Source organism: Yersinia sp. 2545 StPb PI (assembly GCF_052217125.1).
Lineage (GTDB): Bacteria > Pseudomonadota > Gammaproteobacteria > Enterobacterales > Enterobacteriaceae > Yersinia > Yersinia enterocolitica_E.
This window is the reverse complement of sequence record NZ_JAZGPY010000001.1, coordinates 882,619-895,779: the sequence shown is the minus strand read 5'-3', so window position 1 is coordinate 895,779 and position 13,161 is coordinate 882,619. Positions and strand designations below refer to the sequence as shown.

Here is a 13,161-nt window from a genome sequence, read left to right as displayed (position 1 = left end):
ATGCTACGACCAGGCTATGGTGTTCGTATAGCGGCTAGTTATCGGTAAAGAGAGGTCAGCTAATCCCCCACTTATCGGCCTATGCCGCCAGCACCCTATTTCGCCCTGCCGCTTTTGCACGGTAAAGAGCCTCATCCATGCGTTTGAATAAGCTATCAGTATCTTCGCCAGCCTGATGTTGTGCTACACCAATGCTTACAGTGAGTCGCGGCATATTGGGTTGACAGACTAACTGAACAGCCTCACGAATAGACTCCGCCACTTGTAATGCGCCCGCTAAATTGGTTGAAGGAAGCAGAATGGCAAACTCTTCGCCTCCCCAGCGGAAAATCATGTCACTTTCACGAATGCGAGATTCCAGGGTTCTTGCCAGTAATATCAAGACTTCATCACCCTTATGATGCCCGTGCAAATCATTTACTTGCTTGAAATGGTCTGCATCAACCAACATCAAGCTGAAGCCTTGTGCATAACGTTGGCTTTGCGCATTAGCATGTTCAACAAGATTAAAGAATTGCCGCCGATTCCCCAAGCCAGTCAGTGGATCCCGTAAGGCCGCATCTTCTAATGCCTGTTCAAGGCGTTTTTGTTCAGTAATGTCATGAATGATACAAAGCATTAACCGCATACCATCCAACTCAACGGGGCCGGCGTAAGTTTGCACGTGACGGGTATTTCCATCGGCTAATTTATGGATGAAGTTGAGAGGCTTGTGCCCACCAGGTAGCTTGGCCACTTCACGCATTACGGGCAAAACATCCTTACCCATGGTATTAATTTCCCAAGTATGTTTCATACACATCTCATCCCGGGAATAACCATAGAAACGGGTTGCTGCTTGATTAGCATCCACAATTTGGCCATCGTCCGATGGATCAATCAATAACATCGGGGCGGTGTTGGTGTCGAAAAATTGCTCATAAAAACCCCGTTCGTCGCGACAGTAGGGTTTAGAGCACAATCGACCGACATTGGGGCGAGTAACCTCCGCACCTGCAATATAAAGCCCTTCGAAAACAATAACGTCTCCGTGCGGTTCCAATTGTGTCAAAGAGAGCCGACAACTCAGGGGAAAGCTATTGCCTGCTGTTTGAATAGTCCAGATTTCAACGATTTGATCTTCTTCTGCCAAAGCCGGCAGGTATGCATCCAAATGCTGCTGTGCATGTGCTGAAAACCGGCCATTGCGCAGTAACTGGAGTGGGCTATCACCTGCAATTGTTCGGGCTTCCTTGTTAGCAAAAAGTATTTCCTGATTTTTGGGTAAAACGACCCAAACAGGCGTGCTCAAAATATTTAACGCATCTAAGTAGGCTATCAACATAGGGAATACCGATAGATATTTGGCATAAGAACAGAATACAGTTAATTACTTTGGTTTCACTACTTTTTAACGGCCGGCAAACAAACAGATCAGAGAGAATCACACTTCCTTCTTTTGTAGGTTATTCAGCGTAAAAACAATCACCTTCTAGCCGTAAATAGCGAGTGAATGTGATCTTTAAGCGATCTGATTCGTCACAGGTTAGTACCAACAGAACTGAACGTATCGGGTGTTTTATCGTTCCTAGTGTTTTGGCTGGTTTTGAAGTGAGGAGCATAAAGAATCGCTCCTTTCAGTATGGCGATATCTGCGTTAACGTGCTCACGGTATCGAGCGTAATTTCATATTCCGAGAAGAGGTTTATAAAATAAAACAATAAGTTAAAAGAAAAAATACAATCGAATCAGATTAATAATGCGTTTTCTATCACATCTTTTTCAGAAAGTGCTCGCGTAGGCCCCTCTCCGTTGCCAAACTCGCTGAATATCCCAACAACTAGGGAGGGAATTCTCATGGGTGTGCCACAAACCAAATTAGAACTCCTATTAGCAATAGACAAAAACTTTAATAAATTGTCAGGTTATCTCGCATCAATTCCGCCCGAATCAGCATCAGATGAATCAATGGAAGGACATGCGAAAGACACTGTAATGAGCGTTTGCAATCTTGTCTCCTACTTACTTGGCTGGAACAATTTAGTTATCAAATGGATAACGCTTGATGAAGAGGGAAAGCCTGTTGATTTCCCGGAAACGGGTTATAAATGGAACCAACTGGGTCTTCTCGCCCAACGGTTTTATCGCGACTATAGCTATTTGGATTTACGCTCGCTAAGCAGCCAACTACAGAACGCTAAAAGCGAAATCGTTGAATTGATCAATAAGCGATCTGACGATGACCTGTATGGAAAAGCTTGGTATGGCAAATGGACCATGGGAAGAATGATTTCTTTCAATACATCTTCCCCCTACTCCAACGCCTGCGGCAGGTTAAGAAAATGGGCAAAGGAAAACAACCTCAAGCTATGAGGGAAGCTGCCGGGAAAGTGGGGCGCGTAAAGTGGTTCTCCTGGGTTTGGTACCTCCTCTCAGGTATAGCGTTCAAAAACTGCGACGACGTCCTTATCTCTGCACGACAAACTGGTTACCAGACTCAACCAGATGGCTATGTGCGCTTTGACTGGCGCGGTAAACCTATGGAAGGGGAGTTTTACCGGTATGAGTCGTTTGGCGCTGAAATTGATCCTAAACTTGGATATGTCCGGCCATTTGGTAAAGCGTTCAGACAGCAACTGGTTGATAATTTGCAGGTAACTCAGAGATAGCCTTAACTCCACACCATGACTTTTCATTACCCGGAATTAAAAACGTGCCAGGGAGGCTCCCGGCGGCGTTTGGTGCATGTCATGGTTTATGTCTGCAACGTGCATTGACGATAGCTGGTATGAAACAACCGGGCGAACCAATGGCGAGTTGAAACTGCGGGTAACTTTTGGGTGGTACAATTTGATACCCCCATATATACCCCCCGCTATAAGTAGATTTAAATAGACGAACATGTATATAGGAATAACTAGATTAGCCTGAGAAGTGCGAATTTACTGGGTTTGATGTACTTCGGGAGATACTGCAAGACGTTAGATTGGAGCGGGTGAAGGGAATCGAACCCTCGTATAGAGCTTGGGAAGCTCTCGTTCACTCTATCTCAACATTGTACCAGTCCTAGACAACTGATAGCGGCATAATAGGGGAACTAATTATGGCTATCAAGGGCAATATGTATCTTTATCAAGATTCAACGGGACTTTGGATTTTCCAAGTCTTCGTTCCTGCTTATATGCGGCATATCTCAGAAGGTAAAAGGGTTATACGTAGAAGTGCAGGGACAAGGGATATTGAAAAAGCTAGAGATTTTAGAGACCACATGATTATTGAGTGGAATAAGCTCAAATCTCAACTGAAGCCGGATACACATTCTATCAAGATACAGCGCGGCGTCGCAGGGTTACATAGTCTGGTTAAGCAAGCAGCCAGTAAACCCAAAAAAGGCATCTCTGCAAGAAATGAATCAAAAAGTAAGCCTGTGAGTTTGATTCCTAAACTGGGAACCTTACGGGATGAATACCTATCAACTTATGATGAACGTAGAGCACTCTCTACCCTCAGTAAAACAGTTAGAGCGGTAGATATATTTCTCAATAGCATAGGCAAAGCGGACATATCAGTAGACTTAATTGGTCGTAGGATGGTTGCTGAATTCCTTGATTATCAAGGTAAAGAGGGGCTATCCCCTCAGACATTACAAAATTGGTTATCTTCCCTTAGTGGGCTATATGAATTTGCTATGCGTCGGTATGACAACATTCCCCCGCTTAATCCATTTCAAGGCCATAATCTTGAAGCAAAGCGTAGTGTTGTTAGTTATGAACCATTTCAACTACATCAGCTAGAAAGCTTACTGTTTGAAGCAGAAGAAGAAATTAGGGATGTGATACTTATCGGATTATATTCAGGAATGAGATTAGACGAAATTTGTAGTTTAAAAAGAACTGAAATCATCACTATCGAGGATATCACCTGCTTTAACATTACCAAGGGCAAGACCAAATCAGCAATAAGATACGTACCTGTCCATTCAAAACTTATTGGCATAGTCGATAATTATCTTTCCCTGGCTAATGGAGAATATCTATTAACACATGCAAATCAGATTAAACGTAAAGACGGTAAAATAGGCCCATATTACAGCCAGAAGTTCACCAGACTTAGGAATAGTGTTTTACCTTTAGCGACTGATAGACAATGCTTTCACAGCTTGAGGGGAATGTTTATTACTGAATTAGATAGGCAAGGAGTCGCTGAGAACAGGATAGCTTTGATTGTAGGTCATGGTAGAGGCAAAACTGAAAGCTTTAAAACTTACTCTCAAGGTTCTGATTTGAAGGCGGGGTACATTGAAGATATAAAGATATTGGAATAATAAAATATACAATAAAAAAGGCGGGGATTAACCCGCCCTGTTCATCGCGCTGGATAACTTGAAAGTAAATCATTCATGGTATTGTTATTATATTCTTGAATCTTATTCTCACTGATTAGATTGAATACACCTTCCAACTTGGAACCATCAATATTCAACTGCACTGGGGCTGGCATAACGTTAATGGTCTGCTTAGGTGCTGCATATGCAGAGCTTGGCTGGTACGGTGTAGGAGATAACATTGCTTGAGGTGTAGGCACCATTGCTGACTTGCTATCTTTAAACTGATTCTTCAATAGTTCCCATGCTGAAAGTCCCATGATTAGATTTGAGTTAGAATTCAATCTCTTTTCAGGTTCTTTAACACTTTGGAATAATTCTGCTTTTGTCTTTGGTTCAGCAAGCTGATTAACAGAGAAACCAGTAAGTTTGATTATGTGGGCCACGGCTTTCCCTAAAGCTTCTACTAGTGGGGTTAATTGGCGCATAGCTTCCGCTAGACCATCGGCCCCGCCCATCGCACTACTAAGGGCTACTGAGAATCTATCGCTTAGGGTTTGTGCTGAATTTGAGACCGCTATTCCCCACTCTCTTAAACGGGTAAGGCTCGCTAACTGCTCTTCATTCAACATTTGTCCAGAATCCATCATTTGACCGATTGTATCTATAATTTCTTTTCCATTATCTGCATAAAGCCCTGATATACGAGATAAATCATTAACCGTTTCCTCATAATAGCGTTGGCTTTCGGCTGATTTATTCAAGGCTTTTGCATTAAGTTTCATTTGCACAATGAACTCACTAGAGGACATTTTAGCGATATCTTTCAATGTAAATCCCAATGGGGCAAATAGGTCGTTGTAGACGTCCGTAAGCTCACCCCCGCCTTTCAGCTTATGTGTTTTCTTGTCAAAAGTACCTTGGCTGGTAAGTTCACCAATCTTTTCTTGTAAGTCTTGGAAAACATTCTCTAAATTTGCATCGATTCCTTTGGTCTGAACAAGTCTCTGCAATGCCTGTGCTTCGTAGCTATCTACACCGGCTTTTCCTAGTTTGTTAATCTGTTTAGCTCTATCCACACTACCAGAAGTACCACTGTACGCTGCATAAGCCCCGCCTACGCCAGCTGCCATAGCCATGCCACCCAGACCCACACCTAGCAATGCACCACCACCTTTACGGCCCTCTGCTGCTTTAGTTTTGGTTGTCTCTCTTTTCAATCGTCTGGCTTGAGCTTCAGCTTTGCGGGTATTCGCCACTAAGAAACGCATTTGTTGATTCATTTCACTGAGGTCTAAGTTACCTTTTTTGTACTCATTGCTCAGGAGCTTTGCTTGCTGGATTGCTTTGTACCTTGCAGCGACACCAAGATTCTCCATTCTACTGATAGTAAACGTGGCATCACGGAGTTTCATAGTTCCGTTGATTTCTTTTTTCAGTGCTAACTCTGATTGCTTCTTTAACTGGACTTTGCGCTTCTCAGCTAATGCAGCTTCTTTAGCCTGACGGGTAGCTTCTTGTTGAGCTTTCCCTGTCTGTTCCATTGCTTTAGTCTGGGCTAGAGACGTCTGTAGCCAGTCTTTTGACGGTTTTCCTAGTATCCCAGTGGAGTTAACTTTGCTTGCTTGTCCGTATATTTTGCGCGCCGCTGCCATCTGTTGAGATGCTACAGCTTTTGCATTTGCTACTGCTTTATTAGCAGAGGCTGGAGAAATGCTTCCTACTGTCCCTATTGATTCTTTCCGAAGCTTTTTCATTTGTTCTTTAATACGTTTTAAACTTTGGATATCAGTATCAAATTTGACGATATTACGTAACGTGGCGGCTGTTATAATCATTGTTTATCTTCCTCTTGTTGTTCTTGTTATTTTTATTATTCTTTTTCTCAGATAAAAAATAGCCAGCGGTTTAAGGCTGGCTTTATTACTTAGATTGCAATGGTAAAGTTAAAGCGTCTTCCAATGTCATTTTCTGTTCTTTCATGCGCCAGTGTACAGTCGACTCTGAGATTCCGAATAATTTTGAAAGTTGTCTGATGTTTAATACGTTCAGTACATCATTGCCAGATATGCGTCGAATGACTCGGTGCGAGCTACTGCCCTCTAAAGTTAATACCATTTTTTATTCCTCTATATAATTCAAATAGCAACAAAAATAGAACGGGACTTATGTAAACCCCGCTCATAATAAGAATAAGCAGGCATGTAAAGAGGGTAAGCATAAATACCCTCACACCTAACTTAAGCTTTAATTGATAATGAGATTGAAGCCTGTGGTAAGTTGTTCACAGCTAACATGCTGAATTCACTTACAATAGTTGGGAAGCCCCACTCGTTATTTGGTAACATGTATTGCAAGAATTCTCCTTGCGCTCCTGCCATAAAGGCTGATTTAATCGCAGGCCCTGCATGATGAACGTGGACTTTAGAGTTTCGATTAAATTTCGTAACCATATAGCCGCCATCATCGGGGATGTTATACTGTTCGTTCTGCCCCGTCACATCAATAAATACGATATTTTTAAATACCCACATCTGATAAGCTGGCAAGAGTTCCTTATATTGAGTCAGGAAGTTATCAGCTGACAGTGTGCTAAGATTATAAATCATAGTTTCGGTAATGCTTGGATGATAACGCAATTGCTGTGCGAGATTGCCAGAACAGATAATGAAGCGTTGCTCAACATCACCATTTTTACCTTGGCATTCAATCTGAGATTGTTGAATTAAACTATCAAGCTGCATAGGGACAGATTTACCTACAGCGAAATCAAATTCAACATTTGTTTGAGTGGTTCCTGCAAACTCTGTGAAATAATTCAAATCACCCTGTCCAGCATATTTAGATTTACTCACACCTCTTAATACCGAATCAGCCAGAATCTTGTCTTTCGTATTAAAATATTCAATTACCTGTTTTTCAACCAATTCCAGTTTAGCTTGTTGTAGTGATTGGTCTGAATCAGTGCCAGCTTTGCGAAAACGTTCAAGGTCACGGGAAGTAAGCTCATCGACGGAAGAATAATAGGGTAGTTGATATAAGTAGTTTGAAAACTGTGGACGGAGAATAGTATTAAAATCGGGGCCATATGGCACATTCTCATTAAATACCTGTTCTGCACGGTCTAATAGACGGTCTAGACTAACGTTTAATGTATCATGAGTTTCTGTACTAAATAAATCCAATGCATTAAACAGACGATTTGGTACTTTTACTTTCTTATATAGGTCGCCAAGGGAAACGATTTGATCACTTGGATTAGATGGAGCGCGATTAAAAGCCATATTATTTATCTTCCTTATTATTGTTTTTATATTCTATTGTTATTTTTTAGAATTATTATTAGATTGTTCTATTACTGAAGACGGAAGCCGTCAGCAATCAGTAGAGTCTTAGCTTTAGTTAGACCTGCGGGGTCTGCGGCTTGAAGAACGGCTTCACGTAACACCACGCCGAAAGGATTGGCTACGCGTATGGTCTGTGACGCACCTGCTGCATAATCTTCCAAGACCACATATACTTTTGTGCTTGCTGAGGTAGCTGCTGCGCCTGATGTGGCATCAATGCAAATTCCAGCATAGGTAGTAGCGGGCAAGGTGATTTGGACAAGCTTTTGACAGAAGACTAAATCGGCCGCATAGGCAATCAAATCATTTTGGGAGAGGGGTGATTGGCCTGTCTTACCGTATTGTTGTAGTGACATATTATTATTTCCTTTTATTGTTTATTGTTGTTTGTATTTATTAGATAAAGTTTCTTCGAAAGATTTTAGAATAACGTTATTACTTTCTTCTTCTTTGGTTTCTACTTCTACTTCTTCAAGCGTAATACCTGCATCTGAGAGGGCTTTAAGTAATTCCTCTGTAATGTCAGTGCCACGAGCTTTAAATAAGAGTGCCTTATTATAACCAGATGCACTACCACCTTGAACAGATAATGTATATGCCAGATGTGGGCCTAATGGAGCTTTTTCATCTTTATCAAAATCAAAGGTGACGTCTTTAAGTAATTTTTTGGGTTTCATCTAACCTCAATTTGTTTAATGTTGTTGTTTACAGGAACTTTGTTTAGTTCACTTTGAAATGCCTCTTGAGTTGACTTAATAAGAGTATTAGATTTAGAGAATATAATATGAATAGTCAAATCAACGAACAAGAGGCATTTGAAAGTTCAATTGTAGATTGTTTACTTTGATTATTTAAAATGATAAGTTATAACTTACTGAATTCTCTTGACTATATATTCCCGCAGTGTAGATATAAAATAATAGGCTCTATCACATCCAGCGATAGAACCTTTATCTTTAAGCACAAACAAACAATAACAAGGAAGTAAACAAGAAGTCAGATGGAAGCAATGAACGTGAGTACATTTATTAAATATTCTCTTAGTAGGGTATAGAAGAACACTTAAGAAATGCATCTGTAGCAGTGCGGTTGCTGAGGCCACAAGGATTCGTCTACAGATAAACATTAGATTTAGGCATAATCATCGAAGACCAATAAGATAATTATTAAGGAGATAATTTTCGGCTATTGTACGTGGTGTGAACTTTAGTTTTAAATCATCCCTCTGATATTATTATACCACTACGGAATAAAATAGTCTATATATATTTGTGTAACTCAAGATATTTTTCATATTATTTTACTACACCCTTCTTCTTTTTCTTATGCAAGAACACCCCCACATTCTAATAACTCTTTTTCAAATTCTTTTACAGCCTGTTCACCACACTTGAGTGCGATGTGCTGGACAATGTTAGCTCGTTCTATTAAATCCTGATGCTGTTCAGTGAGATACTGTTCATTACTTAAAATAACGGTAGCTAATTGGTCTAATTTATCGTTTGTGTATTCGATTAACGAGAATAGATTGATATCGTCCTTATCAAAATAATTCAGGTCTAGATAGATACTTTCAAGTTTATTCAAAATCTTATTTGTCTTCTTCACTGCTTTCTTCTGTTTCTGTTTTTTCAAAAAGTACATCATTAGTTGGTTTCCTTGTTTTTTTATTATTATTTGGATTTTATATACCACCGTGTTTATTGCACCATAGATGTGCTGTTTTAATAGAGCAAACCAAAAGACATAGGGTAGCTTAGGTTTATAGAGAACTCTTCTCACAGCTTGCAAAATCACGTCTGTAGCAAGGGCTAATCAGCATAAACAGGAGTGCAGCCATTTCAAATTGACTTGTTATGATTGGTAATAAGTAAATCGGATATAAATAGAAAGATACTGCAAAGCATAAAAACACGGTGAAGAGTAAATTTAGATATTTATTAATCAATTCACCTCCTGTTCAATTCTTTTTGATTCCTGTTGTGCTACCCACACCAAATAACCACTAATTGACCACCCACGAGCATTGCACTGTTTTAGTAGTAGTTGATACTGGTAACTTTCCAGTTCTATAATTAATTTCTTCTTCATTTAGTAATCCCTCTATTCGTGAACTGGAACCCATATACCTGCCTGATGTTCGTTTAACTCGTACTGGTCGCGCTTATTGAAATATAACCAGCCTAAATGAGGAATGTTTGCATAGTCCCGTTGATAGTAGCCACCCTCAATATGGTCCACAGAGTCTTGAGTGATTTTTAAAGTTCTCTTCCGTTTATTCTTTATGTGCTTTATCTCTAAACTGGTCAGTGCATAGTACAAATCATTAGGCTGTTTTATTTGGTTATTTACACAATCGATATATTTCTGTTTGCGTTCAATGTTGCATGTACGAATAACACCTCCCCTATGAGATAAATAATTACAATCTACGCTGCTATGCGAATTTTATTTTTATAATGCACTTCATCATAAGCTTTTAAAACATCTTGCAGGCTACCATTGAGACTAAGAATGTGTAGCTTATGCATTTCATCATCAGAGGCTTTAACAGAAGAAATTACTAACTGTTGCATAGCAATCTCTGGTGGTGTAATAGCTTGCTGTTCAAGAATAGAGCCACGACTACCACGAAATTTATTATTAATTGGATTTAGTCTGTGATGAGCAATAGCCTTGGATGCAACCTTGAGCACATTTGTATAGTTCTTTATCGTTGTATCACAATAGCCTTTCTCATCATCATCAAACATTACCTTTTTTCTATCAAAGTAACTTCTTACTGTAATAGTAGATAGTGTTTCAAGTGCTTGTAAGGCACGAAAGAATCGATAAGGTGATAATCTTGTATCTTTCCCCGCCTGACCTAATGCACCACAAATACAATCATCAATCCAATCAGGTAACTCTTCATAATCCCAGTAATCATTTAAATAATGTTTTGTTTCTTTATTGCAGACAGTAATAACGCTACCCTTAGCTCTTGCCAACATCCCTCCTGTTTATTGTTATTGTTTTTCTTCTTGAATTTCTTTTAGTTTCTGTTCCAGCAAGAAGATTTGATACATAATCTTAGACTGAGCGTACATGTTCCTGCGGCTTTCTGTTAAACCTGAATTCTCTTTCATGTAATATCGAATTGTTTGCAAACTGATCTTGCCAGAAATAAGGTCTGCCAGTGCTTGTTCTGCTGTACTACGGGTTGTTTGTTTTGTTTTGTCAGTTTTACTTTTCATTTTTATTCCTTATAAATTGAATGCAAAAAAGGCCACCTCTATTGGGTGACCTCAAATGAATTCTTTGTAGATTTGTGTATGCTTAACTGGACTTTTTTCTATCTCAGAGCAAATTCTCTTACTCCTACTATTAATAATACCCCATTTCTTTGGATATGTCAATATATATGCTATATTATTTTTAAATATATCCCCAAAATTATAGTACATGAATAAATTTTTAATTGCAATAGGTCTGGTTAATTAATAGATAAAACCTATCTAGTAGTTGTACTGGCATATATAGCTCAATCTCTTTATCTCTAAGTTGCTCTCTCTTCTTTCTCCTTGCATTCTCCTTTGTTTTAGCCATTCATGTGCATACCCTGTAGGGTAGCTTAGGTTTTAATAGAACTCTTCTTCTAGCCTTTAAAATTGCTTCTCAGTCTTGCCTCTATCCTTGCATATCAGATAAGGTTATCTATAAGGTTGTAACCTGTCTCTCTGTCATTTAATAAAAGCCACTACTATAAGAGATAAGAATAAATCGACATCCCGCCTGTCTTTCTGACACTCTGACTATCGATTACTTCTAACATTCGTTTACTGAGTTACTCACTCTAAGCTATCGCTTCTCATGCTAAACCTCAGACTCATGTTATAAAACGATCTACTATATTGTAACGGTCAACTAAAACCGGACACGGATTTAGGCACATTGCTGTAGTCGGCGTTCATATTCATCCGGCGATATATTTCCCAGCCGATAATGCCGCCTTTTCAGATTATAAAAACTGTCAATATAATCGATAACATCAGCGATACCCTGACTTCGGGTTTCATAACGACGATAGTTAACCCTCTCAGCTTTCAGGCTGCGGAAAAACCTTTCCGTAACAGCATTATCCAGGCAGTTACCTTTTCGGCTCATGCTACCTGTAACATCCAGCTCCTGCTGGCAGCATTGGAACTGCGCGCTGGTATATTGCGACCCTTGATCGCTATGGAACACCACAGACCCTGTGGGTCGTCGTTTATTGACCGCCAGCCTTAAGGCCCGGACAGTCAAGTCGCTGTCCGGTTTATCTGAGAAGGCCCAACTCACTATTTTTCTTGAACATAAGTCCATCACGATAGCCAGATATAACCAGCCCTGAGCGGTACGCAGATAGGTAATATCACCTGACCACCAGGTATTCAATGTCTCTGGATTAAACTGCCGGTTCAACAGATTAGCGGCCACGACAGCGGGTTTTCCACCGCGTGGATAGCGATGACGCCCGGGCCGTTTAGCTACCAGTAATAAGTTTTTCATTATCTGCCGAACGCGGTATCTGCCCACGTTAAAACCTTGTTCCCGTAACTCGATGCACATGCGCCGGCTGCCATATGTGGCATCCATTTCAGCGTGAACATGCTTAGCCGCCGCGTGCAACATCAGAACATCGGGCTTGATCATTAGCCGACGACTACGGGCATAAAATACGCTGCGCGTGAGCGATAAGCAGCGGCATACCTGTTGGATATTTGCACCGACCTTCTTCAGTTTCACCGCGACTTTTTGTCGTTGTTCATTTCCATGGCGAAGAAGGCCGAAGCCTTTTTTAACAGGTCATTGTCGCTCTGCAACTGCCGTACCTGCTTTTCAAGTTCTTGTATTCGCCGTTGTTCCGGTGTTATAGCACTGGCTATCGGTGTATTTCCGCGGATCTCTCCGCGATACTGCCTTAGCCAGCGTTGTAAGGTTGAAAGGCCAATATTCATTGTTTCAGCGGCCTGAGTCACCGGGTACTTATGTTGAAGAACCAGATTGATGCACTCTTGTTTAAACTCATGAGTAAATGATTTTTTTCGCATTCTCACCTCGTTAGTGTTGCTCATTATATCTCTAACAAAGTGTCCGGAATGATTAGACCACTACACTGTAACCGTATAATTAAATGATTAATGAACACGATACCCCCGATGTCCCTTACTCTTTTAATGATAAGGTAACACTCGATAACCAAACCATCACATATGTAATGATAAAGATATTACACTATGCAATGTTCTTGGTCTCGTGTCTCTTCTATTTACTTGTGCAAGCTGTTAGCCAACCATAGGTTGCACAATATATTTATATATTAAGGTCTTGCATGGTTTACTGGTGTTGACCTTGTTATTTAGTTCTTTTAGCCCTTATAGGCTTAAGATTATTATTTCCTTTCTTATTATTAAAAACGTTCTTCTAAAAGCCTATTACATACTTTCCAGTTAGATTGGGTGTGTGTAGCTGGTACAGCGTTACTGGAAC

14 protein-coding genes are annotated in these 13,161 nt (G+C 40.2%); 3 read left to right on the top strand and 11 right to left on the bottom strand.

The window, feature by feature from the left end:
- Positions 1-79: 79 nt before the first annotated feature.
- Complete coding sequence (locus V1955_RS03875) at positions 80-1,324, bottom strand: sensor domain-containing diguanylate cyclase (protein WP_083162777.1); 1,245 nt, start codon at positions 1,322-1,324, stop codon at positions 80-82.
- Between the two features lie 512 nt (positions 1,325-1,836).
- Here V1955_RS03875 and V1955_RS03870 point away from each other — a divergent pair.
- The 3 genes from V1955_RS03870 (at position 1,837) to V1955_RS03860 (ending at position 4,303) form a co-directional block, all read left to right on the top strand.
- Positions 1,837-2,352 carry a ClbS/DfsB family four-helix bundle protein gene (locus tag V1955_RS03870; protein WP_442820552.1) on the top strand — a complete coding sequence of 172 codons (516 nt, stop codon included), beginning with the start codon at positions 1,837-1,839 and terminating at the stop codon, positions 2,350-2,352.
- Positions 2,322-2,648, top strand: coding sequence for a hypothetical protein (locus tag V1955_RS03865; RefSeq protein WP_442820551.1), 327 nt, complete (start codon positions 2,322-2,324; stop codon positions 2,646-2,648). Before V1955_RS03870 ends, V1955_RS03865 begins: the two co-directional genes overlap by 31 nt.
- A 434-nt stretch (positions 2,649-3,082) precedes the next feature.
- Positions 3,083-4,303 (top strand): tyrosine-type recombinase/integrase, encoded by a 1,221-nt coding sequence (locus V1955_RS03860; protein WP_442820550.1) that lies wholly within the window; start codon positions 3,083-3,085, stop codon positions 4,301-4,303.
- Positions 4,304-4,344: 41 nt separating this feature from the next.
- Here the strand turns inward: V1955_RS03860 and V1955_RS03855 are convergent, their stop codons facing one another.
- The 10 genes from V1955_RS03855 to V1955_RS03810 all read right to left on the bottom strand — a co-directional run bounded on the left by V1955_RS03855 (position 4,345) and on the right by V1955_RS03810 (position 12,722).
- On the bottom strand, positions 4,345-6,141 hold the full coding sequence (locus V1955_RS03855; protein ID WP_442820549.1) for a hypothetical protein: 1,797 nt from the start codon (positions 6,139-6,141) through the stop codon (positions 4,345-4,347).
- Positions 6,142-6,543: 402 nt separating this feature from the next.
- Entirely contained in the window at positions 6,544-7,587 is a 1,044-nt protein-coding gene (locus V1955_RS03850; RefSeq protein WP_442820548.1) for a hypothetical protein, read from the bottom strand.
- A gap of 71 nt (positions 7,588-7,658) precedes the next feature.
- Complete coding sequence (locus V1955_RS03845) at positions 7,659-8,006, bottom strand: hypothetical protein (protein WP_442820547.1); 348 nt, start codon at positions 8,004-8,006, stop codon at positions 7,659-7,661.
- A 21-nt stretch (positions 8,007-8,027) separates the two neighbouring features.
- The gene (locus tag V1955_RS03840; protein WP_442820546.1) at positions 8,028-8,327 is read right to left on the bottom strand and encodes a hypothetical protein; all 300 of its coding nucleotides are present in this window, start codon (positions 8,325-8,327) and stop codon (positions 8,028-8,030) included.
- Positions 8,328-8,973: 646 nt separating this feature from the next.
- The gene (locus V1955_RS03835) at positions 8,974-9,297 is read right to left on the bottom strand and encodes a hypothetical protein (protein ID WP_442820545.1); all 324 of its coding nucleotides are present in this window, start codon (positions 9,295-9,297) and stop codon (positions 8,974-8,976) included.
- A 297-nt stretch (positions 9,298-9,594) separates the two neighbouring features.
- The gene (locus tag V1955_RS03830) at positions 9,595-9,741 is read right to left on the bottom strand and encodes a hypothetical protein (RefSeq protein ID WP_442820544.1); all 147 of its coding nucleotides are present in this window, start codon (positions 9,739-9,741) and stop codon (positions 9,595-9,597) included.
- Between the two features lie 338 nt (positions 9,742-10,079).
- A complete protein-coding gene (locus V1955_RS03825) occupies positions 10,080-10,643 on the bottom strand; it encodes a hypothetical protein (protein ID WP_442820543.1) in 564 nt (187 codons plus the stop codon).
- 15 nt (positions 10,644-10,658) lie between these two features.
- Positions 10,659-10,886: a hypothetical protein gene (locus tag V1955_RS03820; RefSeq protein ID WP_442820542.1), complete on the bottom strand. Its 228-nt coding sequence runs from the start codon at positions 10,884-10,886 to the stop codon at positions 10,659-10,661.
- Between the two features lie 688 nt (positions 10,887-11,574).
- Positions 11,575-12,417, bottom strand: coding sequence for an IS3 family transposase (locus V1955_RS03815; protein WP_342222724.1), 843 nt, complete (start codon positions 12,415-12,417; stop codon positions 11,575-11,577).
- On the bottom strand, positions 12,414-12,722 hold the full coding sequence (locus V1955_RS03810; RefSeq protein WP_050136220.1) for a transposase: 309 nt from the start codon (positions 12,720-12,722) through the stop codon (positions 12,414-12,416). Before V1955_RS03810 ends, V1955_RS03815 begins: the two co-directional genes overlap by 4 nt.
- Positions 12,723-13,161 lie beyond the last annotated feature (439 nt).